This window comes from Dyadobacter arcticus, assembly GCF_011762185.1.
GTDB lineage: Bacteria > Bacteroidota > Bacteroidia > Cytophagales > Spirosomataceae > Dyadobacter > Dyadobacter arcticus.
This window is the reverse complement of sequence record NZ_JAASQJ010000003.1, coordinates 475,695-502,336: the sequence shown is the minus strand read 5'-3', so window position 1 is coordinate 502,336 and position 26,642 is coordinate 475,695. Positions and strand designations below refer to the sequence as shown.

24 protein-coding genes are annotated in these 26,642 nt (G+C 42.0%); 17 read left to right on the top strand and 7 right to left on the bottom strand.

What is annotated here, in order from left to right; genetic code table 11:
• Positions 1-17: 17 nt before the first annotated feature.
• From FHS68_RS15655 to pyrG, 3 genes are all read right to left on the bottom strand, one after another.
• Positions 18-1,730, bottom strand: a complete 1,713-nt coding sequence (locus FHS68_RS15655) for an ABC transporter substrate-binding protein (protein ID WP_167271754.1) — start codon at positions 1,728-1,730, stop codon at positions 18-20.
• A gap of 118 nt (positions 1,731-1,848) precedes the next feature.
• Positions 1,849-3,669 (bottom strand): membrane protein insertase YidC, encoded by a 1,821-nt coding sequence (yidC, locus tag FHS68_RS15650; protein ID WP_167271752.1) that lies wholly within the window; start codon positions 3,667-3,669, stop codon positions 1,849-1,851.
• A gap of 79 nt (positions 3,670-3,748) precedes the next feature.
• The gene (gene pyrG, locus FHS68_RS15645) at positions 3,749-5,413 is read right to left on the bottom strand and encodes a CTP synthase (RefSeq protein ID WP_167271750.1); all 1,665 of its coding nucleotides are present in this window, start codon (positions 5,411-5,413) and stop codon (positions 3,749-3,751) included.
• A gap of 194 nt (positions 5,414-5,607) precedes the next feature.
• On the opposite strand from pyrG, the gene FHS68_RS15640 reads away from it, so the two are divergent.
• Positions 5,608-6,504: a PIG-L deacetylase family protein gene (locus tag FHS68_RS15640; protein WP_208408328.1), complete on the top strand. Its 897-nt coding sequence runs from the start codon at positions 5,608-5,610 to the stop codon at positions 6,502-6,504.
• 119 nt (positions 6,505-6,623) lie between these two features.
• Here the strand turns inward: FHS68_RS15640 and nspC are convergent, their stop codons facing one another.
• Complete coding sequence (gene nspC / locus FHS68_RS15635) at positions 6,624-7,781, bottom strand: carboxynorspermidine decarboxylase (RefSeq protein WP_167271748.1); 1,158 nt, start codon at positions 7,779-7,781, stop codon at positions 6,624-6,626.
• A gap of 110 nt (positions 7,782-7,891) precedes the next feature.
• On the opposite strand from nspC, the gene FHS68_RS15630 reads away from it, so the two are divergent.
• Positions 7,892-8,479 (top strand): 3'-5' exonuclease, encoded by a 588-nt coding sequence (locus FHS68_RS15630; protein WP_167271746.1) that lies wholly within the window; start codon positions 7,892-7,894, stop codon positions 8,477-8,479.
• Positions 8,476-9,357, top strand: a complete 882-nt coding sequence (locus FHS68_RS15625) for a bestrophin family protein (RefSeq protein WP_167271744.1) — start codon at positions 8,476-8,478, stop codon at positions 9,355-9,357. The genes FHS68_RS15630 and FHS68_RS15625 overlap by 4 nt, the downstream gene beginning before the upstream one ends.
• Before the next feature lie 88 nt (positions 9,358-9,445).
• On the opposite strand, the gene FHS68_RS15620 is transcribed toward FHS68_RS15625, so the two are convergent.
• Both FHS68_RS15620 and FHS68_RS15615 read right to left on the bottom strand, forming a co-directional pair.
• Positions 9,446-10,060 carry a DUF6134 family protein gene (locus FHS68_RS15620; protein WP_229211918.1) on the bottom strand — a complete coding sequence of 205 codons (615 nt, stop codon included), beginning with the start codon at positions 10,058-10,060 and terminating at the stop codon, positions 9,446-9,448.
• A 245-nt stretch (positions 10,061-10,305) separates the two neighbouring features.
• Complete coding sequence (locus FHS68_RS15615; RefSeq protein ID WP_229211917.1) at positions 10,306-11,862, bottom strand: serine hydrolase domain-containing protein; 1,557 nt, start codon at positions 11,860-11,862, stop codon at positions 10,306-10,308.
• Positions 11,863-12,152: 290 nt separating this feature from the next.
• Here FHS68_RS15615 and FHS68_RS15610 point away from each other — a divergent pair, with 290 nt between their 5' ends.
• Positions 12,153-13,316 carry an MFS transporter gene (locus FHS68_RS15610; RefSeq protein WP_167271742.1) on the top strand — a complete coding sequence of 388 codons (1,164 nt, stop codon included), beginning with the start codon at positions 12,153-12,155 and terminating at the stop codon, positions 13,314-13,316.
• A 103-nt stretch (positions 13,317-13,419) separates the two neighbouring features.
• Here FHS68_RS15610 and FHS68_RS15605 read toward each other — a convergent pair whose 3' ends face one another.
• Positions 13,420-14,340 (bottom strand): sugar phosphate isomerase/epimerase family protein, encoded by a 921-nt coding sequence (locus FHS68_RS15605; protein WP_167271740.1) that lies wholly within the window; start codon positions 14,338-14,340, stop codon positions 13,420-13,422.
• A 190-nt stretch (positions 14,341-14,530) separates the two neighbouring features.
• Here FHS68_RS15605 and FHS68_RS15600 point away from each other — a divergent pair, with 190 nt between their 5' ends.
• The 13 genes from FHS68_RS15600 to FHS68_RS15540 all read left to right on the top strand — a co-directional run bounded on the left by FHS68_RS15600 (position 14,531) and on the right by FHS68_RS15540 (position 26,514).
• Complete coding sequence (locus tag FHS68_RS15600; RefSeq protein ID WP_167271738.1) at positions 14,531-15,208, top strand: hypothetical protein; 678 nt, start codon at positions 14,531-14,533, stop codon at positions 15,206-15,208.
• A 17-nt stretch (positions 15,209-15,225) separates the two neighbouring features.
• The gene (locus tag FHS68_RS15595; RefSeq protein ID WP_167271736.1) at positions 15,226-16,239 is read left to right on the top strand and encodes a hypothetical protein; all 1,014 of its coding nucleotides are present in this window, start codon (positions 15,226-15,228) and stop codon (positions 16,237-16,239) included.
• Between the two features lie 49 nt (positions 16,240-16,288).
• Positions 16,289-17,311, top strand: a complete 1,023-nt coding sequence (locus tag FHS68_RS15590) for a hypothetical protein (protein ID WP_167271735.1) — start codon at positions 16,289-16,291, stop codon at positions 17,309-17,311.
• A 76-nt stretch (positions 17,312-17,387) separates the two neighbouring features.
• Positions 17,388-17,888, top strand: a complete 501-nt coding sequence (locus tag FHS68_RS15585; protein ID WP_167271733.1) for a hypothetical protein — start codon at positions 17,388-17,390, stop codon at positions 17,886-17,888.
• A complete protein-coding gene (locus FHS68_RS15580) occupies positions 17,870-18,532 on the top strand; it encodes a hypothetical protein (protein WP_167271731.1) in 663 nt (220 codons plus the stop codon). The genes FHS68_RS15585 and FHS68_RS15580 overlap by 19 nt, the downstream gene beginning before the upstream one ends.
• Before the next feature lie 35 nt (positions 18,533-18,567).
• The gene (locus FHS68_RS15575; RefSeq protein WP_167271729.1) at positions 18,568-18,750 is read left to right on the top strand and encodes a hypothetical protein; all 183 of its coding nucleotides are present in this window, start codon (positions 18,568-18,570) and stop codon (positions 18,748-18,750) included.
• A 68-nt stretch (positions 18,751-18,818) separates the two neighbouring features.
• On the top strand, positions 18,819-20,294 hold the full coding sequence (locus tag FHS68_RS15570; RefSeq protein ID WP_167271727.1) for an HsdM family class I SAM-dependent methyltransferase: 1,476 nt from the start codon (positions 18,819-18,821) through the stop codon (positions 20,292-20,294).
• Positions 20,295-20,383: 89 nt separating this feature from the next.
• Positions 20,384-22,822, top strand: a complete 2,439-nt coding sequence (locus tag FHS68_RS15565) for a sensor histidine kinase (protein WP_167271725.1) — start codon at positions 20,384-20,386, stop codon at positions 22,820-22,822.
• Between the two features lie 12 nt (positions 22,823-22,834).
• A complete protein-coding gene (locus tag FHS68_RS15560) occupies positions 22,835-23,476 on the top strand; it encodes a hypothetical protein (RefSeq protein WP_167271723.1) in 642 nt (213 codons plus the stop codon).
• Positions 23,457-24,017, top strand: a complete 561-nt coding sequence (locus FHS68_RS15555; RefSeq protein ID WP_167271721.1) for an HNH endonuclease — start codon at positions 23,457-23,459, stop codon at positions 24,015-24,017. The genes FHS68_RS15560 and FHS68_RS15555 overlap by 20 nt, the downstream gene beginning before the upstream one ends.
• 351 nt (positions 24,018-24,368) lie before the next feature.
• Positions 24,369-24,956 carry a TetR/AcrR family transcriptional regulator gene (locus FHS68_RS15550; protein ID WP_208408327.1) on the top strand — a complete coding sequence of 196 codons (588 nt, stop codon included), beginning with the start codon at positions 24,369-24,371 and terminating at the stop codon, positions 24,954-24,956.
• Between the two features lie 44 nt (positions 24,957-25,000).
• Positions 25,001-25,240, top strand: coding sequence for a hypothetical protein (locus FHS68_RS15545; protein WP_167271719.1), 240 nt, complete (start codon positions 25,001-25,003; stop codon positions 25,238-25,240).
• Positions 25,241-25,257: 17 nt separating this feature from the next.
• Entirely contained in the window at positions 25,258-26,514 is a 1,257-nt protein-coding gene (locus FHS68_RS15540; RefSeq protein ID WP_167271717.1) for an MFS transporter, read from the top strand.
• Positions 26,515-26,642: the final 128 nt, after the last annotated feature.

Genomic DNA, 26,642 nt, shown 5'->3' with positions numbered 1-26,642 from the left:
TGAGTTGTCAAAAAGTATTACCTGTCAACGGGCACCCATTTGGAACCATTGAATTTCAAAACAGGCGTAATCTGGTTTTCATTAGCCTTGGTATAGTCAAAACCCGCAAGAAGATATTCTTCTTCACCATATTTTCTGGATTGCAGGCCATTGGAAAACCTATCCTTGTATTTGGATAGCATTCGTCCGAAAAACAAAAGCTGGTCGTATCCCTGATACGAATATACGGTAGGGAATGTGCTGGTTTTATTCCAATAGTCTTTCTGAAACAATCGGATACTTTCCTTCTCTCTGTCAACATAATCCGCGTTGATCAAATACAGCCTCGACCCATATTTTGTAACCCGCGATTGCTGACTATTGAAACTTGTAGAAGTAGCGAGAACTGGAATAGTCGTCAGTTTACGTCCATTTAGCACCTGCATGAGACTCGCTCCTGACGAACCATCAGTAGAAAACAAGGCAATGTGCGACGGCTTTACTGTTTCGTAACTTGAAATATTGCTTTCGATCCATTCTCGGTCGCCTAGTATTTTAACCATTCCGATAATTTTTCCACCCTTACTCTTCCATTCATTCGCATAAGAGGCTGCCATCAGGGAGTCCTTTGCCGTATTTCCATAAAATACGGCGGCTGAAAGTCCGGAACCTTGCGTTCTCATCCATTGTGCTGCCCTTTGCGTCTGATAGGTAATGGAAGGATGACCCAGGTAAATATTTGAGGCTGATTTCAACAAGCCGATATCCGTAGAAAGCGGGTTCAGCATGATTGCTCCCGATTGCGAAATGTAATTGGCAGTAACATCGAAAGTGCTACTATACAGCGGGCCAATCACCATATCCGATAACTGAAAGTTCTTGTTATCCACAATGCTCTCCATGCTTTTTGCATCGGTGCCTACATCGTAAGCCCAGAGGTTCACATTAATACCCTCAGAAAGCAATTGCTCTTTTGCCATGGTAAGACCCTGGTAATAATCATAAGCAAACTGATTGCTCCTGTGTTTGGATGTACTGAATTCGTCTAACCTGAATGGTAATAGCACAGAAATGTCCAGATAACCCTTGGTCCATTGCGTATCGGCTTTCGGCGTGCTGCGCTTCGGCGTTTCCTCTGAAACAGCCTTTTCCTTTTTAGTGAATTTGAACTGCTTCTCGAGTTGATCAGCAATCTGAATATCTGATTGGGGTGATGTGGTAGAACCTTGAATATTCTGGAATAACACCAGGGCAATCTCCCGGTCGGAGCCGTATTGCCGTTGAAGTTCCTTCAACTTTCCAAGATCCTTTATTGAGGATAAATGGTGGTATTTTAATGCCTGAACATCCTTAGCAAACGATGAATCCTTAATTCTCAGCAGATTTTCCAATCCTTCATTGAATTGCCCATTTTCCAGGCCAATCGTCCCCAGCAAATAGTAGACATCATTGATTTTGTTCCAGCCGGGATAGCGGCTCTGCAATTGCAGAAGCATTTGTCTGCTATCTTTCAAACGCTTTAATTGATACGCCGAAAGCGCGTAATAATACTGGGCGTAAGGCGAGTAAGTTGTTTTAACATTAATGCTGGTCAGCGGAAACAATTTGTCCATTGCCATAGCATAGCGGCCTTGTTTGTAGTCGTTAACAGCCGCCCTGTACCTGCTTTCGGTTTGTGCTACATTTTGCCCAAATACAGAATAATCCAGGCCTAAGTAGGTAAACAAAATCAAGAAAATGATAAATCTCATCAGGCTTGTGTGGGTCAAAGTTGGTTTGATCAGTAAGATACAAAAACCATTCTAGGAGAAAAAAACGGGCAACATTCCGGTTTGGAACATTGCCCTTATATTACGATTACACCAAATTTTACTTCTTTTTAGAACGCTTCTCTAACTCCGCTTGCTTCTTTTTGGCCTCGTCTGCTGCCTGTAATGACTTTTCGAGATACTTCTGGAATTTATTCTGCTTCTTTTCCCCATTCGCATTTTTCTTGCGATTATCTTCCAGAATTGCCCTGATCTTATCTTCATTTACAAACCTTTTGATCAGCAATTGCTGTGCGATGGTTACGACATTGGACACAAAATAGTAGAAGGTAAGACCGGCAGGAAACGAATTCAAAACGAACATAAACATCAATGGCATGATATAACCAAGCATTTTCATGTTCACAGGCCCTGGCTGCGTCGGGGTTACCTGATTGTTATAATAAGCATATCCAATACTCGAAGCGGTCATCAGGATAGTAAATAAGCTGATGTGATTGCCAATTCCCAATGGAATGGTGACGGGCAGCTTGATAAATGAATCGTAAGTAGAAAGGTCACTTGCCCACAAAAACGATTGCTGCCTTAATTCTATGAGGTTTGGAAAAAGGAAAAATAATGAGAACAAAATAGGCATGGTCGCCAGAACCGGGATACATCCGCTCAATGGGCTGACTCCTACTTGCTGATAAAGTTTCATCTGATCCTGCTGCTGCTTTGCCATATCATCCGGATTTTGAGCGCGGATCTGTTCAAGCTCGGGAGACAGCAATTTCATTTTTGCCATGCTGATGTACGACTTGTAAGTCAGAGGCGTCAGCAATGTCTTAACGAATAATACCAGCAAAATAATCAGCAGACCATAATTGCCCACAAATTTTTCAAGGAAGTTGAAAAGTGGAACCAGGAAAAACTTGTTAATCGGTTTCAAAAAGGCATATCCCAGATATACATTCTGATCAAAATTCTCGGCCTTAACCTTATCAACTAAATGGTATTCATTCGGTCCAAGGAAAAACTGATACTTGGCGTCTCCTTTTTGAATCGCCGACATGGGGATTCCGGCAGTTACGTGCATCGTTTTCACAATGGTTGAATCATTCGGATTTACGTCGGCGCGAAGACTGACGTTCGTAAGCGCATGTTTTGCAGCAATCAATCCTGACAGAAAATATTTATGCTTGATAGTAAACCATTTAACCGGGTCAGCCGTCTTTTCTTCTTCATTTGAAGTCGCGCTGGTGGGTAGGCTAAGCAGCTCATCCGTGTAATAATTGATGGTTACTACCTCCCGATTTTTACTCATATCATTTTCTAATTGCAACAAATCATTGTTCCAATTGAATTGTACGGCTTTGTCAGCAAGTCCCGAACCGTTTGATTTAATGCCATAATCGATCACATAACCCGTCCCGTGAACAACATAGGTTTGTTCAACAACCTGATTGTTTTTTAAGGTGGTTTGATATGTAACAATGGCTGAATCCTTTCCTGTAAGGGTTTGATTTTCTGATGTTGTTGAAAAAAATTGATCTGTGAGGTTTACATCTCCGGTCTGTGTAGGAAAAATGATCCGGAAGCTATTGTGATTTTCAGCAATCAGATAAAGAGGCTTCTGATCGTAGGTTTTATATTTTTTCAACAAAACCTCTTTCATTACCCCTCCTTTATTTGTAAAAACAACACGGGTATCTGCTGTTTCTATAACCAGCTCTTTTGGCGCAATTTGCGGAACAGAATCATTGGATTGGGAGGGTGCTTGGATAGAATCCGGGACAATTGTAGAAGCGACAGACGCTTTTGAAGTATCTTGTACTACTTGCTCCTCAGGTGTTGGTTCCACAGGTTTCGGAACCAGTATCTGGTAGCCTATCAGCATTAGCATAATAAGTACTAAGCCGATTATAAAATTTTTATCCATTATTTACTTAAATGATTGAATTAAAACGCCCGGTTTGGGACGGCAAAGGTAATAAGATTTATTTAAAGGTATTTTGTGCTTAGTGGATTAGAGGATTCAACGACTCGACCGTCTTTCTTTCCAAAGAATAAGTGAGCGCGGCACGTACAAAATTTACAAAAAGCGGGTGCGGGTTCATCACAGTACTCTTCAACTCAGGGTGGAACTGAACACCAATGTAGAATGGATGGCTTGGTAATTCCATCATCTCAACAAGATCGTTTTCGGTGTTAATACCAGTTGCAATCAGCCCTTTTTCTTCAAAATCCTTCAAATACTTGTTGTTGAACTCATACCGGTGACGGTGACGCTCACTGATGTTCGTCTTACCATAAATGCTGTGGGCCAGTGTATCTTTCTTAATGCGACAGGCATAAGCACCCAAACGCATGGTACCTCCCTTATTGGAAACATCCTTCTGATCTTTCATCAGGTGGATTACGGGATGATCAGTATCATGATGCATTTCAACAGAATGCGCATTTTCCCAGCCGATCACATTCCTGGCATACTCGATCACTGCCATCTGCATTCCAAGACAAATCCCGAAAAAAGGAATGTTGTTCTCGCGCACATATTGAATAGCAGAAATTTTTCCATCAATGCCACGCTCGCCAAAGCCAGGTGCAACTAATACGCCGTCCAGGTTTTCAAGCTTTTCAACCACATTATCCGAAGTAAGGCTTTCTGAATGGATCCACTCAATGTTTACTTTGCATTCATTGGCTGCACCGGCATGGATGAAAGACTCCACAATGGACTTGTAAGCATCATGCAATTCGACATACTTCCCAACCAATCCGATCCGGATAGAATCCATCGGATTTTTTAATCTTGATAAAAAGGTTTTCCAGGAATCCAGGTCTACATCTTTATCATTATAAATATCCAGCATATACAATGCGCGCTGGTCCAGTCGCTCTTTCAACATCAGCAAAGGAACTGCATAAATCGTGTCTGCGTCCATGGCTTCTATCACCGAATTCACCTGCACATTGCAAAACAGCGCGATCTTTTTACGAATATCATAGGGTAGCGGATGCTCAGAACGACAAACCAGAATGTCAGGCTGAATACCCGATTCCTGCAACATTCGCACGGAATGCTGAGTAGGTTTGGTTTTAAGTTCACCCGCGGAGTTCAAATAAGGAATTAGTGTGAGGTGGATCACCAGTGTATCATGTTCCTCCATCTCAAATTTTACTTGCCGCACCGCTTCAAGGAAAGGCAGGGATTCAATATCTCCCACGCATCCACCGATTTCTGTGATTACGATGTCATAATCGCCTGTTTGACCAAGCAGAAGCATATTTCTTTTAAGTTCATCGGTAATGTGAGGAATAACCTGGACCGTTTTTCCTAGGAAGTCGCCGCGACGTTCGGCTGTGATAACATTATGGTAAACCCTGCCTGTTGTGACGTTGTTAGCCTGTGAAGTGCGAACGTTTAAAAACCGTTCATAATGCCCAAGATCCAAGTCCGTCTCAGCTCCATCATCCGTCACATAGCATTCTCCATGCTCATAAGGGTTCATGGTACCAGGATCAATATTTAAATAAGGATCAAACTTTTGAATCGTAACGGAAAGTCCTCTGGCTTGCAGTAGTTTAGCTAATGAGGAGGCAATTATTCCCTTGCCAAGTGAAGATGTAACACCGCCCGTAACGAAAATGTACTTCGCGGTCTTTTGTGCTTTGGAAGCCATAAGACGTTGCTTTTTTTCTATGATTACGGGATACAAAGATACAGGAATGTTGGAGGAATCTTAGCGGACGCTATTTAATATTTGCCGCCAGGCGGTTAAGGCATTGTCACTCTGTTCCGTTAACGGTCGCAAATAATCCCGACAAATTCATAAATTCCCTTTTTGCAGCTATTCCAAACCTTCAAACCCGCAAAATGATGAAAAAACTTCTGTTCCAGTTTCTTTTGGCCGCCGGCATGTCAGGTGCATTTGCCCAAAACAACCCGCAGCCGCTAAAAGCACCTCTTAAAATAATTGTATTTGGCGCTCACCCCGATGATTGCGACTTGGGCGCTGGCGGTATTGCGTCTATTTATTCCTCCATGGGCCACAAAGTCAAATTCGTCTCGCTTACCAACGGTGACGCGGGGCATCAGGATATTGGGGGCGGCGAGCTTGCCGTGCGCAGGCTGAAAGAAACCAAAGAAGTTGCCAAAAGGCTCGGCATTGAATACGATGTCCTCGACAATCACGACGGCGAACTCTTCCCCACCCTCGAAAATCGGCTAGCAGTGATCCGTAAAATCCGGGAATGGAACGCAGACGTGGTTATCGCTCCAAGAACAAACGATTACCATCCCGATCATCGCAATACAGGTGTAGTGGTACAAGACGCAGCATACCTGGTTATTGTGCCCAACATTCTTAGTAGTGTGCCTCCACTCACCAAAAACCCTGTTTTTCTCTACTTCCGCGATCGTTTCCAACGTCCTAACCCATTCCGCCCAGATATTGCCATTGACATTACTACCGCACTTGCTAAAAAAGTTGAGGGATTGGATGCTCATGTTTCCCAATTTTACGAGTGGCTTCCGTGGACAAATCAGGATCTTGCTAATGTTCCCAAAGACCTTATCGAACGAAAAAAATGGCTCGCAACCTCTATGGAAAGGCGTTCCTCAGTCACTCCGGAAATCAAACTGGCATTGGAAAAGTGGTATGGAAAAGACAAGGCCGAGCAGATCAGATTCGTCGAGGTATTCGAGATTTGTGAGTATGGAAAACAACCGACACCTGAGGATATAAGAAGATTATTTCCAATGCTGCCATAATCTCAAAAGTGTGAGGATGATAGCAAAAACAGAGGCCGGATGTTGAAACAAAATTATAATGTTTTCAACATCCGGCCTTTTCTCATTTTCACGCCTTTCTCGGAATAGTTACAAAATCACTAAGATAACCGTTCCTTGAAACTCTCATACCCAAAGGAGCGAACAAGCTGAAAATCGCCACCCATTTTCCATATACCGATGGAAGGTAAATTAACACCGTTAAATGTACTGGTCTTCACCATCGTATAATGAATCATGTCCTCAAATATAATTTTATCGCCAATTTGCAGCGGCCGATCGAATGAATAATCCCCTATAAAATCGCCTGCCAGGCACGTCATTCCACCCATTCTGTAAGTCGGCTTATTCTCTGCTGCCTCATGATGTGAGCCAACTATGGAAGGCTTGTATGGCATCTCCAATGTGTCAGGCATATGGGCTGCAAACGAGGTGTCAAGTATCGCAACATTCACGCCCTGACTATCCATCACATCCAGTACAGTAGTAACCAATTCACCGGTGCGCCAGGCTATGGCAGAACCTGGTTCCAGTATCACCTCCAAATTGTACTTCTCTTTGATATTACTAACTAAAATAATTAGTTTTTTAATATCATACCCTTTTCTTGTCATCAAGTGCCCTCCTCCCATGTTCAGCCATTTGGCCTGATGGAGCAAGCCTTCAAAGCGAGACTCCAAAGCTTCCAGCGTTCGTTCCAGGGTATCAGATCCATTTTCGCAGAGCGTATGGAAATGAATTCCGTCGATTCCTTCTGGCAGCTGGTCGGGCAGCTTGTCCCTGGTGACACCCAGCCTGCTTCCGGGGACGCAGGGATTATACATATCTGTGGTAACTTCTGAATATTGAGGATTAACCCTTATCCCACAGGAAAGCTTGTGCTCCGCATTTGCAGCTTTAAAATCCTCCACTCTTCCCTTAAACCGCTCCCACTGGCTCAGCGAATTAAATGTAATGTGGCTGCTCCGTATCAGGATCTCGTCAAATTCCTGATCAAGATAAGCCGGCATGTAAGTGTGGGCCTGGTAGCCCATGAAATCGTTGATCAGCTTAACCTCATTTAACGAACTGGCAGTGGCCCCGCTCAGGTATTCTTTTACGATCGGGAAAACGCTGTACATGGAAAATCCCTTCAATGCGAGAATAATCTTGCAGCCCGCAGCTTGTTGTACGGAATCGATGAGTTGCAGGTTCTTACGGAGAAGCTCTTCTTCCAGTACGAAACATGGGGATGGTATTTGACTATAATTGATAGGCATTTGTTATAAATGAATGTGGTGGATCAGCTTGAATGTAATGTTTCTCTAATTTTGTACGCAAAAGTATAAGTTTGAGTTTCCAAAACGACCATTTTTTCCCAATCCATTCCATGGCCTTCCTTGTATTAGATATTGAAATGACCGGGCCGGAACCTGGCTGGAATGAAATCATCCAGATCGGGGCAGAAATTTTCGATGATAACTGGCGCACGTTGGGGACCTATTTGCAAAACGTTTACCCCGAGAATGAAGAGGCGTTTTCAGTCAAATCCGAGGAAGTACATGGTCTTTCCATGACCGACCTGGAAGACGCTCCAATGATATATGACGTGCTGCTCGAATTCGAAAAGTGGATCAAAAAGCTCAATGTCGGCAAACAAGGGCTGTCTAATGTGATTATCTGCGGCCAAAGTGTCATTAATGATATTAATTTTTTGCGATTTGCCTATCGGAGCGAGAAGATGAAATGGTCGTTCTCCAACAAGTTGCTAGACCTTCACACTGTCTCCTACCTGTTCTTTCAGATCCTGGAAAAGAACGGAAAAGCTGTCCCTCGTTCACTCAGCCTGGGTTCCGTTGCAAGCTATTTTGGTTTTGAGCGGGAAGAAGACACACACAATGCCTTGGAAGACGCCCGGCTTACCGCTAAATGTTTTAAAGAATTTTTCAAGCTTATTGATCAGGTAAAGCTTATATGATAGACTATAATCCAAAAGAATGGTTCCGCTATATTTTCTATTTTCAAAAGGCAGATACCGTCCGCAAACTAACCCCGCTGATCATTACCATTGGCGTTTATACCGGGGTAGTAGCTTATCTCATTCTGATATATTGGAAAGTCGGCGCAAATACTGACCTTAAAAATGTATCGCTCATGCACTCCCTGCTTGGGTTTGTGATTTCAATGTTGTTGGTATTCCGTACCAATACGGCCTACGATAGATGGTGGGAAGGCCGCAAGCAATGGGGCTCGCTGATGAATAGCAGCCGAAATTTATCCATCAAGATAAACGGGCTTTTAGGAAACGCCCATTTTGAGGAGCGGCTGTTTTTCCAGAGAATGATCCCGAATTACGCATTTGCATTAAAAAATCACCTGCGGAACCAATACCTGCCAGAGGAATTTGAAGACTCAGAACTTTTCAAAAAAACCTCCATTAAATCGCAGGAGCATATTCCCAGTCAAATTGCCTCCGCCATTTTTGCCAAAGTGATTGAATTGCAGAAAGCAGGAATACTCCTTCCAGAGCACATCATTTTGCTAAACAGCGAACTAGAATCATTTACAGACGTTTGCGGCGCTTGTGAACGCATCAAAAATACCCCCATCCCACTTTCCTACAGTTCTTTTATCAAGAAATTTATTTTCACTTATTGCCTTACGATGCCGATAGGCTATGTTTTCAGCCTTCATTTTCTGGTTATTCCTTTTGTGATGTTTGTGTTCTACATCCTGGCCAGCCTGGAAGTCATTGCGGAGGAAATCGAAGATCCGTTTGGGGACGATAGCAATGATTTACCCATCGAGCGGATATGTAAAGGGATTAAGTCTTCGGCCAATGCTTTACTAGGATAGTATATCCGACAGCGGATTGAGCATATCACTATTCAACGAAAAACCGGCTCAGGCCGGTTTTTCGTTGAAGAAGCTTTAGTTATTTTATTTAAAGCCTCTTGCCGCCGGCCAGAACAATTCGAAGTTTAAAACCTGCTAAATCCGTTTTCACTTCCTGGCAAAGGCCATTTTTGTAGGAATATATTCCTTGCTTACCATCGGGAAGTAAGACACCATATTTTCCCTCAGAAAGCTTTTTTACACTGCACATCTTGCCGTAACGCTCCGAATAAACCTCATGAATGTTGATAGGTTCTTTATAATACAGTCCCGTAATGGTGCTGTTGATCGGTGAATTCAATTCCAGCTTCGGCTTGTCCTCAGCGTCCTCACCTGAGAAGAAAACTTCGTAAAGTGATTTTGTGCTGCTTTTTGTCAAAGTTTTTTCTTTCAGATCACCATTGACATGGTGCGAACAAGTTGCAGAAACCAGCTTCCCCTGTACATAGTTGGTTTGCGTGCTATACTTCCCTTTATAAAACATGATTTTGAAGTCGGATTCAATGCGGTGTGTTTCCATATTGTCTTTTCCTTTATCATCAAAAACTTTCAGCGAACCAATGGTACGACCTGCGACAATCACATCATACACATGTTGACCCTCTGCCAACGAATAGCAGAAAAAGAAGGCAATAACAGCAAAACCCGAAACTCTCATCCTCATAAGGTGTGGCCAGAATAGCGTGCAATTTTTATATAACAGTATAACTTTTATTCCTATTGCCCCTCTATGATGATTATCGGTACTTTGGCCAGTTGGATAAGCCAGACTAAAATTGAAAGAATAAAACTGGGGACTGAATGACACGGTTTACATCCCAATACATCGCATCAAATGCTTTGCGATAAGACACATCCAGACTTTCAGACAATCCAGAAAATAGTCCCTCTTTCCACTTTCAAACTTTGTTATTTGGCCAAAGAAAAATCAAGCTGTTGGATCAATGCAGGATTTTCGGGGGACAATGTGAAATATACCTTAATGTCACCATTGCTTCCTTTCAGCAGAAAAGTACCGCGCAATTGGTTTTCAGCCATCATATCCGTAGATCCGGTGATTGCTCCCGTTTTAGCCAGCAGTACATCCAACTCTTTTTTCCTATGCAATACCGACCGATCAGGAAAGAAATTTTCAGCGAAAATGCCGCTCTGCTCCACATTTTTCCAATCTGGAAGCAACTTGACCAGTTCCTGTTTTCTTTGCTTTAATATATTTGAAACCCCTATTGGAAGCGGTTTCAACCCAGCAAGCGCAATGATGGTATCCAATACAGCCGTGTTGATTGTCGCCATTCCTGCGTAAGTTCGATTGGCGTGGGCAATGATGCCAATGCCATATTCCGGTAAAATTTGCCATTGGCTTCCAAAACCTGGTAAGCCGCCTGTGTGCCCGATCCCAGTTCTGCCTTCACAATCCCTGCTCCACCGCAAACCATACCCATAGGCAGTTGTCATTGCGCAGATCCGGCCGCTGGGATATTTGAAATTCCCCATGATGCTATTAAAATTCCAGGGCATTTGCATTTCCCGCACGTCGCTTCTCAAAATCGGGCCGGTTTCCGGGGCCGAACTGGGTGGCCAGGCTGACAAATGGAAACCTACATATTTGCTGAAATCGTCGATGGATGTGATTAATCCGCCCATGGCGCCGTAAGTACCGTCGTGTTCCAATTCCTCCTCTTTCCAAACGTCATCCTCGTAGCGATAACCATGGGCAAGCAATGGTTTTGGTGCTTCGGTATACTCCCAGATTGTACTGTTCATGCCCAGCGGCTTGAAAATCGTTTCATTGATATATTGCTGATAAGGCTTTCCCGACACATTTCCGATGATCTTACCAAGCATTGCAAAACCCAGATTGGCATATTCATAGGTAACTCCAGGAACATTAGAGAACGAAATCCCTTTCTTAATCAGGTTAATCAGATCTTCATCATTGGTATCGAGCTGGCGGTCGCCCCATGGGTTATCTTCCGGAAAACCAGCCGCATGCGTCAGCAAATGCCTGATCGTTATCGGAGGCGCATCCTTCGTGAGCCCGGGCATATTTTTCAATTCGGGTATATATAAGTAGGCAGGATCGTCAATCCTGAGCTTTCCCTCTTTTTTTAAAGCCATAATGCCCATTGCGGTCACGCTCTTGGACATCGACGCAATACGGAAAAGTGATTGGGGAGTCGCTTTGGTTGAGGTTGCAATTTCCGAAAACCCCTGCCCACCGGAAAGTAATAACTTCCCGTCTACGACCAGCCCAAATGCAAGTCCGGGGAAATGATTCTTTTCGGCATATTCCTTATACAGCTTCTCAATAACCGGCAGTGTGGCTTTTATTTTCTCAATTCTCTCGGCTGATGAAATGGGCTGGGCTTGCATTGCAAGGCTGGTCAACAGCAATAAAAATGTAAAAGTCAATCTCAGCATGAGGCCAGTAAGATTAGGTGAACGGATGAATTTAAATAATCCCATCTGATTATACTACTATTTGCCGTAATATCGTCACAACAAGCTTCAACAAACTATTCTTAAAATCCACTTTCTAGTTTTTGTACAACACATACTTTTTAATTTTATTTAAAAAGTATGTGTATTCTGAAACTATTCGACGTTCAATACGTTAAATTTGCATTGAGAAGAAGGTTTTCTCATTATCAGTCTGCGGATCTGATTTTCTTCTCAAATATTAAATATTAAAAAAATTACATTAGAAATATATTTTTAATCAGTGGTTATAAGAAGGCCACCAAATTTTCACTCCTATGAATTATTCAATTTTCGCCCCATCCGACTCCCGAAAGTACCTTCGCCTCGCGGTAGCAGCATTCTTTTTTGTGCAGGGATTGAGCTTCGCGGCCTGGGCCAGCCGGATTCCGGATATTAAAAATATGCTTCACCTGACCGAGGGTGGATTGGGTACCGTTTTGCTCGCCTTGCCTATTGGTTTAATGGCCAGCTTACCAATATCAGGTTGGATGGTTACCCATTATGGCAGCAAAAAGATGGTCCTGATTGGTGCTATCCTTTATGCCACTACTTTAATGTTCATCGGATTTGTGACCAGAACTGAACAGCTCGTTATTGCGCTCTTTGCCTTCGGGCTATGGGGAAACCTCACAAACATTGCGATCAATACCCAGGCAGTCGCAGTAGAACAAGTTTACGGGAAATCGATTATGGCGTCCTTCCACGGATTGTGGAGCCTGGCCGGATTTGTCAGCGCAATGATTGGTTCATTTTTCATTTCGACCAGTATTCCTCCTCATATTCACTTTATTATCATTGCATTGGCTGCCTTCGCGATCACTTTTTCCGCCTACAAGCATACGATGCCCGACGGTGATAAAAATGGAGGCGAAGCACAGCCCATGTTCGTTAAACCCGACCGCGACCTCTTAACACTAGGTCTGATCGGCTTTTGTGCAATGGTTTGCGAAGGCGCCATGTTCGACTGGAGTGGCGTTTATTTTCAGGAAGTTGTAGAGGTTCCGGCAACCCTGACCACATTGGGATATGTTGCTTTTATGGGTACCATGACTGGTGGACGTTTCGCAGGTGACTGGCTTGCAAACCGCTTAGGACGCATGAAAATGTTGCAGATCAGCGGTACACTGATGGGAACTGGGCTTGCAATTGCGGTTATTTTCCCGAACATTATTTCCGCCACGCTTGGCTTCTTACTTGTAGGATTTGGCGTTTCTTCGGTCGTTCCGCTGGTTTATAGCGCGGCCGGACGATCCAGAACAATGTCAGCCGGTATGGCATTAGCGGCCGTTTCTTCCATTAGTTTCGTCGGTTTTCTGATCGGTCCTCCGTTGATTGGGATCGTTGCACAGTTTGCTGATCTTCGCTGGTCATTTGCAATTGTTGGGGTACTGGCTTCACTAACTGCTTTCCTGTCAACAAAAGCACGTTTGATCCAATAATAAGCATCCTACTTAATGCAAAGAGGGAAGCTATTTCGGCTTCCCTCTTTGCATTAATGCTCAATCAAGAAGTGAATAAGCCGATTATCCGATTCTAAACTCCCTAGCTAAGAAACTGTTTTAAATAGTTTCTGCTGGTGAGAATAGCGCTTTGTACATCCGCGATACTGCCTTCGTAGGCCTTATCCTCTACCTCAATCACAACAGGACCCCGATACCGCACGTCTGTTAAGGCTGCAAAGAATGCACGCCAGTTAACATCTCCCAATCCAGGCAATTTTGGTGAATGATATTCCAGCGGATTGGCCATGATGCCTACCCTATTAAGTTTATTTTTGTAAACTTTCGCGTCCTTTAAATGTATATGATGCAATCGTGATTTATAATTATAAATTGGATAAGTTTCATCCATCATTTGCCAGATCATATGGGACGGATCGTAATTTAAGCCGAATATCGGGCTTGGGATAATCTCAAACATTCTGTCCCAAACCGCAGGGCTGATCGCCAGGTTTTTACCCCCTGGCCATTCATCATCCGTGAAAAACATTGGGCAATTCTCAATCCCAATCTTAATGTCATTCTCCTCGGCAACTTTCACTATCGAAGGCCAGACGTCTGCAAAAAGCGCCAGATTATCCTTAATACTTTTGGCAGGATCGCGTCCTATGAATGTGGTAACCACCGGAATACCCAGTTTGGCAGCACCCCTTATTACTTGTTTAATGTGTTCAATAAAATATTCGGAACGGCTCGGGTCCGGATCGAGCGGGTTTGGGTAATAGCCTAATGCGGAGACAAATATATTTGCTTCCTTTAATACGTATTTGATGGACGCTACCTTTTCACTGCTCAGGCTGTTAACATCAATGTGTGTGACCCCTGCATATCTGCGGCTGTCGGCATTGTCAGCAGGCCAGCACATCATTTCCACGCACGAAAAACCGTTATTTGATGCAAATTGAACGACATGATCAAACCCGAAATCCGAAAGAATTGCACTGTTAAAACCTAATTGGAGCATAAGATTTGCTTTTTGAGGCAAACTTCTGTAAAAATCTTCCGGCATTCAACAATTGTCCCAAATTCCATCCAAATTTTCCGAGGCTTCATCAATTCAGGTCACCATTGGTAATTATCACCGGGTACTAAATCCTTTTAATTTTAGTAATATTGACCTGAAAACCAAATGAATCTTAACACTTTAGACAATTATGGCAGACTCAGAACCGGGTATTGGCAAAAAAATACTCAGCTTTTTCATAAAGGAAAATGACGAAACGGCTAAACCGGCCGCAGTCACCAATCCGACTTCCGAACAGCCAAAGCCATACGTGGCAACCACTGTCCCTAACGTGGCAGGAACCGCTAATGTGGACCGGAAATTTGTGGAGCATTTTGTAAGCCTCCTGGAAAAAGCAAACCTGCCCGGACCCGATTATTTTGAATACAAGCAGGCGCTTCAAAACATGGAAGGGCTTGGACTGGGCGAAGAAAAGCAGTTTCAGGCTGCCTGGGCCAGCTTCAAAGCGATGGGTGGGGTTAAAGATCATAGCATTTTGAAAACTTCTGCCGACCAGTACCTGGCTATTTTGGACAAGGACCGGGTGTCGTTTCTGACAGATGTGGAAAAAGCCATTAAGGACCGGGTGGGTTCTTTGCAGGAAGAGCAAAGAAAGCTGGAAGATGCCAATACAGCCTTTGCGCAGCAAATTGCTGACATACAGAAAAAAATGGATGAAAATAAAAACCGTCTGGGCCAGATTTCTGGTGAAGTGACGGAGCAAAGTGCGAAAATCAATGCTAATAAAGATAGCTTTGAGACCACTTACATGAGTTTTGTAGATCAGATCAAATCGGACCTGAATAAAATAAATCAACATTTAAAATAACCTAACACTTCGAAACAATGGCAACACCAGATTTCTCTCAAATCGGCGGCTCACAAGATGACGTATCCAAGCGTTCGTATTGGAGCAAACCCGAAGGCATCACCTCCCTTCTTTTCCTGGGAGGGTTAGGCGCGGTTGGACTATATTTTTGGAATAGAATAGCTGCATTTCTGATCGAAGTAACTAAAAATACATTGTATCTCGGATTCCTGATGGCAGCACTGGCGCTGGTTATCTTTTTGGTTACCAGCAAGGATGTCCGTACCGCTGTTTTCTTTCTTTTCAAAACATTGATGCGCAACATTACAGGCCTGATCATCAAGCTGGACCCGATCGCAATCATGAAGATCTACATCGATGACCTGAAAGAAAAGCGTGAAAAAATGCAGGGGCAGATTAACACCCTGGCAGGCCAATTAGTGAAGCTCAACAAAAATATCAATGAAAATAATGAGCAAATCAAGCAGAAATTTGCAGAAGCTAATAAGGCAAGCACCATGCTGGACCGCCCCGGAATGAAGGAAACAGCTTCATTGGCGACAATCGAAGGGGCCGGATTGCAGGAAATGAACGAAAAACTTTTTCCTTTGCAGCGGAACATGAAAACGGTGCTGGAATTCATGGAAAAAGTGAACAAAAGCGCCGACTATATTATTAAGGAAACCGAGATTAAGGTCAAACTGAAAGAAGCGGAATATCGGATCGTGAAAGAAAGCTCCAATGCTTTGCGTACCGCTGTCAGCATTTTCAAAGGTAATCCTGACAAGAAGTTCTATTTCGACGAGTCGATGGAATACATTCAGGACGATATGAGCCAGAAATTGGGCGAGATGAAACGTGCAATGGACCTTTCCCTGGACTTTATCAATGGAGTGGATGTACAAAACGGCTTGTTATCTGACAAAGGACAGGCAATGTTGGAAGCTTATAATTCCAATCAGTTCAAATTCATCCAGTTGGATGCACCGCAAACCTCGAACCGGCCAATAGAAGCGCCCAAAGATTCCAGTTATAAGGGACTTTTAGACTAGATTTCTTTTGTTAATTCATTTTACATTGTTCAATATTTAATCCATACCAATGAAAAGACTAACTGTTGCTGGCCGCCTCATCATTACGGCCATTATTTTAGGGGCCTTGTTTTTAGGCTACAAATATTTGGGCGGTGAAAAAGCCCTGAATCAGATGTCCCAGGAGCAGGCAAAAAATGCTGAAACGGACACAGGCAGCGTGGCTGGTGCAGAATCCTCGGCCAATGAAACTACCCCTTCCAACCCAGAAGCGACAACTTCTGAAGCTTCCTCGTTCAGTTATACACCTCCGGCCCCTGTTGACGGTAAGTTGAAAGGTGTGGTCGAGCTCGGCGCCAGCGGATTCAACTCTTTTATCATTAAAGTTGACGCCCAAAAGCGGTGGGATCTTGAAAAATCGGAGTTCGGAAATAGCTTAGTAACCGAAAATATGGCTACCGACGAAGATATCAGGATCGGGCTAAAAAAGTATATCGGAAATATGCTGGATTACGGTGTGGGCAGCAAGGATATTCACTTCGTAGTGAGCTCGGGCGCTGCGAAGGCAGATGTTACCTTAAAGATCACAAAGGCCCTGAAATCACTGGGATATGTGGTGAACCAGGTAACGCCAGAACAGGAAGGTCAGCTGGCATTGAAATCCGTTTTACCAGCTGAATATGCCGATAAATCATTCGTAGCAGACATAGGCTCGGGAAATACCAAGATATCCTGGATGGGCGACGGTAAAGCAGACGCTTTGGAAACCTATGGCGCTAAATACTACCAGGACAAAACAGACGATTCGAAGGTATATGAAGAAGTCAGTGCCAAAGCAAAGCAAATCCCTGCGGATCTTAGAAGAACGTGTTTTATCATTGGAGGTGTTCCTTTTGAAATGGCCAAGGAAGTGCGTAAGGGAAAAGAACGTTACACAACCCTGAGCGCCCCACTTGCATATTCTAAATTAACAAATGCGAAAACCAAAGCAGGGGTTAACATTTATAAAGCATTGACAGATGCCACAGGTTGCAAACAATTTGTATTTGACTGGGATGCCAACTTTACAATTGGCTTTTTATTAGGTCTGTAAAAAATTTCTGAACGCGAAAAAGGGAAGCAGTACTTTCCTTTTTCGCGTTCTTGTTTTCCTATCCTCGCTTTTGAAAATGACGTTATCCCAATTCTTCAATGCAATTTCACAAAACCCCTGGCCTTCGGTGGTTTACTTTCTTATCCTACCATTTACAGCCTGGGTAGTAGGAATGGCAGCGGATGGAAGTCGTGATGTTAAATTCTGGAGTTACATTTATGCAATCCTGGTCTACGCGGTTTGCATTCCCGGCATCTTCGCTGTCACACTCAATATCTACCTTTTTCTCTTCGAACGCCAGAGCATTTGGCAAGCAAACATAGTATTACAATTTTTGCCGATCATCTCCATGGGAATTACGCTCATTTTGATCAAAAGCAAAATCCCTTTTTCCCTTATCCCCGGTTTTGGCAAATTATCTGGTTTTCTCACATTGATCGCCGCGCTTATCGGCATCATGTGGTTTTTTGACAGAATCCACTTAGTAGCATTGACTTACGTTCCCTTCACCGTTATTTTAGTCGGATTTGTGCTCACTTTGCTTGCCATCAGATTTGCATGGAGCAAACTGTTTTGAACAACGGGTGGTACATACAAATCTCAGTGAGCGATGAACAGAAGCTTTTTGCGCGCGAATTGGTCGAACATGCACTTCGTCACCACCTCGTATCCAATATTTGGGACCGCCACGACGACAAGCTTTCCCAAACCCGAATGATGCGTTTCACCGGCAGCCTTGGTGAAATTGTTTTTGCAGACTGCTATCACCTGCCCCGCCCTACCCGATCCTTCGGGGCTGTCGACGGCCAGGATTGGGGGCAAGATTTCCTGATCCAGTCCGAGGAACAAACTTTTTCTGTGGACATCAAATCCATGAAACGCAAGTCCGGAATGTTGGCGGGTGACTACGTAATAAACATCCCTTCCTCCCAACTTCACAAACCCAATTCCAAGACCTCCCATTATTTCTGCATTTCATTCCATCAGTCAGAAACGGAAGGTACCGTCGCTTCATTGATCGGTATCATCGATAAGTTTGCCTTGGAAAAAGGGACGATCGGGCAGCTTTACAAATTTGGGACGAAACGTGTCAGGGCAGATGGGAGTAGTTTTACTTTTTATGAAAGTACTTATGAAGTTTTATTTGGAGATATCGATCCGCCGGTGGTTACTGACTATGTCAAAAAGCTCAAAGGGTTTCGTATTTGTGAATTGAAATGATTAAACTTGGTAACTAATCACAAATGCCGTAAGCTATGAAGCAAAAGAAAGTAGAAACGAGGCTCTTGATCGCTAATGAGCTGATGGGATGCGCAAAAGACGGCCCACTATCAAACATGACAGATGAAGAAATAAAATACGAACGTTACAAGGATTTTATGAAAAAAAATGGCTGGCTTTTCGAACCTTACTTTGAACAAGGCCAGAGTCATGAATAATCCGGCTCTGGCTATTTAGTTCCTTTTTATGGTCGAAGAATAGTTGTCAATTTAATACTTGAATCCAATTGAATAGCCTACAAATACAAGTTTTCCAAGAGAAAAAACTGTTTGGCCGAGTCTACACCCCTGATTATATAGTTACGAAAATACTGGACGACATAGAATTCAGCGGCTTGGTACCGGAGAAGACAATAGTAGATCCCGCATGTGGTGATGGTCAATTTTTAAAGCAAATCGTAGAACGAATACTCGCCAATACTAGGCCTAGCAGACTTAAAGAGGCACTAGAAAACGTATATGGATGGGACATTGATAAAGAGGCTGTACAAAAATGCAGAATTCTCTTAAACCGCCTAATTAAACAATATGATGTTCATGTTGAGTGGAACATAAGCGTCGGTAACTCTCTTGACCATCTCTTACACCATAGATTTGACTACGTTGTTGGAAATCCGCCGTATATTCGCATACAGAACTTGGCACCAGAAGTTAGACAATTTCTAAAAATAAACTACGATTTTTGTGTTAAAGGTTCAACAGACATTTATATCGCGTTTTTTGAACTTGCTTCCAGACTCTTGACAGACCAAGGAAAGTGCGGCTACATCACTCCTAACTCATATTTCGTTTCTGACAACGCTTATTTATTACGCTTGTATTTCGAGACAAAACGAAACTTACTTCAAATAACAAACTTCAAAGACGAGCTGATTTTTGGAGATGCTTCGACATATTCGGCAATTACGATTTTTGATGCGAGGCCGCACGAAAATTTTTTGTATCAGGAATTTAACGGTCATAGCTATCTAGGGAAACGGATTGCATTCAATCACTTAAACGGGCGAAAATTTTGGTTCCTTACGCTATCAAATAAATTCTTAGAAGTTAAAATAGGGCAAAGGTTAGGTGATATTTGCCAGATCTCTGTTGGCATTGCAACATTAGCCGATTGGGCCTACATTGTTAAGATAATCGGCAAACCAGAGCCAACGATAATAAAAGTCCAGAACAAACATGGAAATATATTTAGCATTGAGAAGGACATTTTAAAGCCAATTATCAAGGCTTCAAGATTGAAACCCTCAGACAATTCTATTTCGGAGTACATAATATACCCATACCAAAAAAATCAAAACAACAGAACTGAGATAATCCCAGAAGATATTTTCAAAGCACGTTTTCCATTTTCCTACACATATTTGACTAGCATACGCACCTTGCTTGACCAAAGAGACAAAAAAAAACCGAATCCGGTTGCTTGGTATGCATTTGGAAGGAGTCAGAGCATGGACACTTCTATTGGAGAAAAAATTGTATTCTCACCAATGAAAAAAAAACCTAATTTTATTATTTCAAAAAACCCGGAAGCATTGGTCTACTCAGGATATTATATTAAGTATGCTGGAAATTTCGAATGGCTAGTCGAAATTCTAAATTCTGTCGAAATGGAAGATTACATAAATGTTACAGGAAGGTATTTTGGTCATGGGTGGCGAGGACTTACGAAGCGCATTTTAGAAGACTTTATAATACCCTTGTAAAATTGTCAAATTACAAAAAGTACTCTTGAGAATTACTGTATTATGGAATCTTGATGGGTATGTGGCAATGTTCTAAACAATTCCATCAAATGAGTGCAAAAGCGCAGCTATACGAACTCAAAAGTTTGTTAGAAATTGAAACCTCTAAGCTACCAAAGGACGAACAATCGATTCTAGATCTCTCTTCACGAATTAAAGACCTTGAATCAACTCAGATCCCATTCACCGTTTCGGCAAGAACTGCTCGATTAATAGGACAGGAGAATTTTTCAAACGCAGAGGGAGCTATAATAGAATTAGTTAAAAATAGTTACGATGCGGAAGCCTCTGTTTGCGTTGTAATAATTGATCCATTAAACAACCAAATCAGAATCCTAGACAATGGCGATGGAATGTCGAAGGAGACGATTAGAGAAAGCTGGATGACAATTGGAACCGATGACAAGAAAACAAATTTCAGAACTCGAAGTCGAATTAAAACAGGAGCAAAAGGAATCGGACGTTTTGCTCTCGACAGACTAGGCAACTCAAGCATCCTTATTACGAAAACACTAACGTCGGACTGCGTGTCTTGGAATGTCGATTGGGATCAATTTGATACCACGGGTGCGATTATCTCGGATATTAAAGCAACCGTTGAAGTTGGAGTAGCCGCTTTCTCCGATGAACTTAATAGCATCCAATCGAGTCTAGAAATTAACCAGACATTTATTGAGCATTGGACTGATAGTAAAGGAACACTAATATCGATTGATAATCTTAGAGATATTTGGGACAAGAAGGCTGTTCAATCATTGTATTCCAATCTCGAGATTTTAGTACCGCCTCTAGAAACTAATATTTTTGAAATCTTTCTTTACAGCACGCTGGAACCAGCAGCCTATGGAAGGATTCTTCCTACTATATGTGACGATTATGACTACAAATTAAATGCTTATGTTAGTGACGAGCAAGACGTTTCAATAACAGTATTTCGAAATGAACTAAACTATTCTGAACTTTTAAGAAATGACTTTTTCAATAAATCAAAATTGAATCAGCTCCGATATCTACAAAATTCATTTCAAGACGGTCATTTCCTCATTAATACTAATTTGACAAATCTGCTAGCCGGCTTCAAAGAAGTTGATGTCAACAATAACCTCGAAAAAATTGGTTCCTTTTCTTTTTCATTCTATTTTATGAAAAGAGGCGGGGGACAGGAAAAGGATGAGGAGATGAGTAAATATCCATATAAGTCCGTTAACTACAGTTCACGAACTTCTTGGTTAGACAAATTCGGCGGTATAAAAATTTTCAGAGACAATTTTAGAGTGCGTCCCTACGGCGAACCAAAAAGCAGTTCTTTTGACTGGCTAGATCTTGGGAAACGCGCTCTTAGTAATCCTACTGTAACTCGGCCGGGGTATAGGGTTAGGCCTCAACAAGTCTACGGAGTTGTAAACATTTCGAGAATAGGAAATATAAATTTCGAAGACAAATCAAGTAGAGAAGGTCTTCAAGAAAATGATGCTTTTATTCTTTTCAAGGAAATATTGAAGTCAATAATTGAGGTTTTTGAAAATGACAGGAACCAAATTATGATGACCTTAAAACGAATATACGATGAGAATAACAAAAAACGTAAAGCGCAAGAAGATGCTGAAAAAATTATATGGGACAAGAAATCAAAGTTAGAAACAGCAAGCATAGAGACAGAGAGTCAAGAAAAGGAAACGTTGATTACTGCAATACAAGCATATAAAGAAGATATTGAGGAACTCCAAGATGAGCAAAAAATATTACGAGTTTTGGCGAGTGCTGGATTAATTGTAACATCTTTTGCACATGAATTTAGAAACCATACTGATACTATATTGCCACGAACGGAGGAGCTGAGAAAGGTCCTTTTACAAAGTATTGATCCTGAAAAGCTAAAAGTCCTACCTCAATTCTTTGATCCATATTTGATGCTTGCTGATATGAGGAAACAGGATGAAAGGCTGAAATCATGGCTTGACTTTTCTATATCTTCTGTCCGAAAAGATAAGCGATCACGGCGTATAATTAACATGGTTACCTACATTGAAGCTTTGGAAAAAATATGGAATCCACTATTGTCAAGAAGACACACCACTCTGAAAATAGATAAAGGGAATTTTATTGAAGTAAATTTTAAGGGGTATGAAATCGACTTAGATGGTATATTTAATAATTTGATCACAAATTCGGTAGACGCGTTTAAAAGGAATGATGCAGGTGACGACAGACAGATCAAATTGAGCTTTTCCTTCGATCCCAATAATCTCAAAGGAATTAGCGCCATATATGAAGATTTTGGACCGGGATTATTGGAAGAAATATCAGATCCGAACAAAATCTTTCAGCCTTTTTATACCACTAAAAGGGATGAAAAGACTGGTGAAGCAATAGGTACCGGATTAGGGATGTGGATTGTTAAATCGACAATTGATGAATACAGTGGTGATCTCGAAATACTTAGACCACGCCCTGGCTTCAAGATAAAAATAACCTTGCCTCACTACTAACTCAATTTAGTTATGACGAAATATAAAGTCGCTTACGTTGACGAGTCTGATATTGATGTGCGTCGGTTCCAGAGATTTTCCTACAACCATTTTGACGTAACTATAATCCCACCACTTCCTTTACTAGAAGACACGAGTGATCTTGTAATTGAAAGTCATGTTGATGCACTAGTTGCTGATTTTGATCTATCTGAGCAGAATTCAGCCATTCACTATAACGGCACAGATTTGGTAAGTTCTATTTTAGGCAAGATGGAAGGTTTTCCAGTTTTTATATTGACTTCTTTTGAAGATGATGCCATTAGCAAGGGGGAGGACGTTAACATTGTTTATGAAAAAAAGGAAATGGATCAGGGTGAAAAACTTCTTGATCGAATAAGAATTCAAATAGATAAATATAAGCATAAACTTGAAAGAGACGAAAATAGGCTATTAGAACTCTTACTGGACGGTCAGAACAGAAATCTGAATGCCTTCGAAATAGAAGAGATAGCTGAACTAGATCAAAGAATTGAAAAGGCTCTTGATGGTGAAAGTAGAATCCCAAACGAATTAAGGCAATCAAAAGACACTAGGAAACTTTCTGAACTATTAACAAAAGTCGATATGCTAGCACAAAAATTACGTAAATCTCATGATTCAGATAGCATTTAGAAATGCCTTCCCAAAGAGAAACTATACGGGCGTCGAGTATAGCGACTATAGACGATATAAAGAGCACTTAGCAAAAGATTTCGGTGAAAAATGTGGCTACACAAACTGTGGTCACTTTTGGTTTGGAGGAAAGAGGACTTTTCAGATCGACCATTTTAAGCCAATAAGTCATCATCCTGAATTAAAGACTAAATATCACAATCTAGTTTATTCCTGTTCCTATGTTAATAGAGCAAAAAGCAATGATTTAGGCGATTTCCTTGACCCATGTGATGTAGATTATAATTTACACTTTTACCGAGACGAGCAAGGTTTTATATTTCCGAAAGGTGATTCAGAAACTGCAAAATATATGTATAAAAAACTGAAGTTATATCTCAGGAGATATAGCATAATCTGGATGCTTGAACAATTGGATGAAAAGATGAGTGAACTTCGAGTATTGATAGAGTCAACTAGTGACTTAGAGGCCAAGGACTTGTTTATTCAAATTAGCTTCAAATACATGGATTACAAAGCATATTTAAAGGCGGTACATTAGAAGCTATTCTACTCATTATAATGAGAATTTCTGCTGTTGCGCCTAGTTAAAGGCACGGTACACCTTGTTTGGCTTTGCGAAAAGATAAGGCCACTCGTACTCAATACATTCTGAACAGATTATTCAAAACTTTGGCAAGTTACTTAAAGTAAAACCAATCCTCGATCGTCGTAATCATAAAACCTAAACAGTTTAGCTTGGGCGTACATTCCGTATGGAGCCAGGGTTCTGGACAGTCATTTCTGACGGAGCAAAACAGTTTCGATAATTATAGCAAAGAATACGATTTCCTTGAGCTACCGCCTTATAAATAAACGAACGTTCATTTATATTTGTAAAAAGAGAGCACAGTTGAGGACTAGGGACATCAATAAGGAAGCGCTGATCCGGGAAAAAGCCATAGAAATCATTGTCAACGATGGATTTGACGGGCTGAGCATGCATAAGCTGGCTAAATCTGCCGGTGTATCGGTTGCTACTATTTATATCTATTTCAAAGACCGTGAGGATTTGATACAACAGCTGTATAGCGAAGAAACCAAGAAAATGTCGGATGCTACATTGCGCAACTTCGACCCGGAGTCTCATTTTGATGAAGGGTTGAAAGTGCAATGGATGAATCGGATGACGTATTGTTTGGAAAATCCATATAGCATAACTTTCATGGAACAGTTAAAACATTCACCATTGGTCGACCGGTCAACCATTGATATGCGTTTCCTGCACGCAATGTCCAGGTTCGTGCATAAAGCCATTGAACGGAACGAAATAGTGCCTTTACCTGTCGAAATTTACTGGTCTATTGCGTTTGCTCCTTTATACCAACTGGTGAAATTTCATATTTCCAAAAGTTCAATGCCTGGCCGACCGCCGTTCATATTCGATGAGCCAAAAATTAACCAAACGCTCGAATTGGTTTTAAAAGCCTTAAAACCGTAGGAATTAAAATAACAAAGATTTGTTCTCATCTAACTTGAACCGCCATGAAAGATAACTACACCACAGCAGAATTTGTACTGATTTTCAGGACCAATATCAACAGAAAAAAACACGTACGATCGGTTTCACATTTGCTTGATTCGAGAAAGGAAATTATCAGATGGAACGTGGACCTATCTGATATTGACAATGTATTGCGGATCGAAGCAACCCATCCAGACTGTACGCCTGTGATACAACTCGTAACTCAGGCAGGATACGCGTGTGAAGAATTAACAGACTAAAACCCAACTTAACCAGTATGTCAGAACAAAAAACAGCTACTTTTTCGGGCTATGAAAAATTCATCATTGCCATTCTTGCCACCCTCCAGTTCACGGTTGTGCTGGATTTTATGGTACTTTCTCCCTTAGGGTACATCCTTTTGGACAAGCTTTCGATCAGTACAAGTCAATTTGGGCTTGTCGTTTCCGCATATGCATTTAGCGCGGGAGCAGCGGGGTTGCTTACAGCCGGTTTTGCCGACAAATTCGACCGCAAAAAGCTGCTATTGTTTTTTTATTGTGGCTTTATTGTGGGAACATTTCTTTGTGGGATAGCCCCCACTTACCATTTTTTGCTGATGGCAAGAATCTTCACCGGGTTATTTGGCGGTGTAATTGGGTCCATTAGCTTTGCGATCATCACGGATCTATTTCCCATTCAGGTACGTGGTCGCGTGATGGGATTTGTGCAAATGGCTTTCGCAAGCAGCCAGGTTTTGGGCATACCGATCGGACTTTATCTTGCCAAAGAATTCAGCTGGCATGCGCCATTTCTGATGATCGTCGGGCTGAGCATTGTTGTCGGATTTTTTATCCTCACTTATATGAAACCCATTAATGCGCATTTAAAACTTCAGACCGGTGGAAATGCCTTCGCACATCTTGGGAAAACATTGGCAAGACCCGAATACCTTCAGGCATTTGCGGCAACTACCTTATTGGCGACCGGCGGTTTTATGTTAATGCCTTTTGGTACAGCTTATGGTGTAAATAATTTAGGAATCAGAGAGGCACAGCTTCCCACGCTCTACATGATTACCGGTATAAGTATGCTGGTATTTAGTCCGCTCATTGGAAAAATTAGCGACAAGATTGGCAAGTACAAAGTATTCCTTGCCGGCTCTATCATCACCTGCGTCATGACGCTCATCTACTGTAACCTGAGCGTAACTCCTCTTTGGATTATCATCATCTTAAATGTGTCGCTTTTTGTAGGGATCACAGCTAGAATGATCTCAGCCTCCGCGCTGATGACAGCAGTACCCGAAGCGAAGGACCGTGGCGCATTCATGGGAATTAATTCATCTATTCAGCAGATCGCCGGAGGAATAGCATCGCTGCTGGCTGGTTTCATCGTTTCTGAGACCAGCACTGGTTTCCTCGAAAATTATCCAACATTGGGAAATGTAGTGATATTCGCAGTAATTATTACTGCATTATTAATGTATCGGATCCACAAATATGTAACTGCAAAACTTGCAGCTTCCCCTGCCCCACAAAATACTGCTGTTTAAAATCTCTTCTTCTTATAGTCCCCGGGTTGAAGCCCAGGGCAATTGAATTGCCAGAATAGTGAGCAAAGCTCAACTATTTTGGCAATGTTGTTTTTAATGGATTGACTTTGAATACATTAAGGATTTTC

What these genes read in the sequence shown, in the direction of transcription:
- FHS68_RS15585 (WP_167271733.1), top strand. Translation starts at nt 17,388, where the DNA reads ATGACGTTATCCCAATTCTTCAATGCAATTTCACAAAACCCCTGGCCT.
- FHS68_RS15615 (WP_229211917.1), bottom strand. Translation starts at nt 11,862, where the DNA reads ATGGGATTATTTAAATTCATCCGTTCACCTAATCTTACTGGCCTCATG.
- nspC (WP_167271748.1), bottom strand. Translation starts at nt 7,781, where the DNA reads ATGCCTATCAATTATAGTCAAATACCATCCCCATGTTTCGTACTGGAA.
- FHS68_RS15595 (WP_167271736.1), top strand. Translation starts at nt 15,226, where the DNA reads ATGGCAACACCAGATTTCTCTCAAATCGGCGGCTCACAAGATGACGTA.
- FHS68_RS15620 (WP_229211918.1), bottom strand. Translation starts at nt 10,060, where the DNA reads ATGAGGATGAGAGTTTCGGGTTTTGCTGTTATTGCCTTCTTTTTCTGC.
- FHS68_RS15655 (WP_167271754.1), bottom strand. Translation starts at nt 1,730, where the DNA reads ATGAGATTTATCATTTTCTTGATTTTGTTTACCTACTTAGGCCTGGAT.
- FHS68_RS15600 (WP_167271738.1), top strand. Translation starts at nt 14,531, where the DNA reads ATGGCAGACTCAGAACCGGGTATTGGCAAAAAAATACTCAGCTTTTTC.
- FHS68_RS15610 (WP_167271742.1), top strand. Translation starts at nt 12,153, where the DNA reads ATGAATTATTCAATTTTCGCCCCATCCGACTCCCGAAAGTACCTTCGC.
- FHS68_RS15640 (WP_208408328.1), top strand. Translation starts at nt 5,608, where the DNA reads ATGATGAAAAAACTTCTGTTCCAGTTTCTTTTGGCCGCCGGCATGTCA.
- yidC (WP_167271752.1), bottom strand. Translation starts at nt 3,669, where the DNA reads ATGGATAAAAATTTTATAATCGGCTTAGTACTTATTATGCTAATGCTG.
- FHS68_RS15560 (WP_167271723.1), top strand. Translation starts at nt 22,835, where the DNA reads ATGACGAAATATAAAGTCGCTTACGTTGACGAGTCTGATATTGATGTG.
- FHS68_RS15575 (WP_167271729.1), top strand. Translation starts at nt 18,568, where the DNA reads ATGAAGCAAAAGAAAGTAGAAACGAGGCTCTTGATCGCTAATGAGCTG.
- FHS68_RS15630 (WP_167271746.1), top strand. Translation starts at nt 7,892, where the DNA reads ATGGCCTTCCTTGTATTAGATATTGAAATGACCGGGCCGGAACCTGGC.
- FHS68_RS15565 (WP_167271725.1), top strand. Translation starts at nt 20,384, where the DNA reads ATGAGTGCAAAAGCGCAGCTATACGAACTCAAAAGTTTGTTAGAAATT.
- FHS68_RS15590 (WP_167271735.1), top strand. Translation starts at nt 16,289, where the DNA reads ATGAAAAGACTAACTGTTGCTGGCCGCCTCATCATTACGGCCATTATT.
- FHS68_RS15625 (WP_167271744.1), top strand. Translation starts at nt 8,476, where the DNA reads ATGATAGACTATAATCCAAAAGAATGGTTCCGCTATATTTTCTATTTT.
- FHS68_RS15540 (WP_167271717.1), top strand. Translation starts at nt 25,258, where the DNA reads ATGTCAGAACAAAAAACAGCTACTTTTTCGGGCTATGAAAAATTCATC.
- pyrG (WP_167271750.1), bottom strand. Translation starts at nt 5,413, where the DNA reads ATGGCTTCCAAAGCACAAAAGACCGCGAAGTACATTTTCGTTACGGGC.
- FHS68_RS15555 (WP_167271721.1), top strand. Translation starts at nt 23,457, where the DNA reads ATGATTCAGATAGCATTTAGAAATGCCTTCCCAAAGAGAAACTATACG.
- FHS68_RS15605 (WP_167271740.1), bottom strand. Translation starts at nt 14,340, where the DNA reads ATGCTCCAATTAGGTTTTAACAGTGCAATTCTTTCGGATTTCGGGTTT.
- FHS68_RS15545 (WP_167271719.1), top strand. Translation starts at nt 25,001, where the DNA reads ATGAAAGATAACTACACCACAGCAGAATTTGTACTGATTTTCAGGACC.
- FHS68_RS15580 (WP_167271731.1), top strand. Translation starts at nt 17,870, where the DNA reads ATGGAGCAAACTGTTTTGAACAACGGGTGGTACATACAAATCTCAGTG.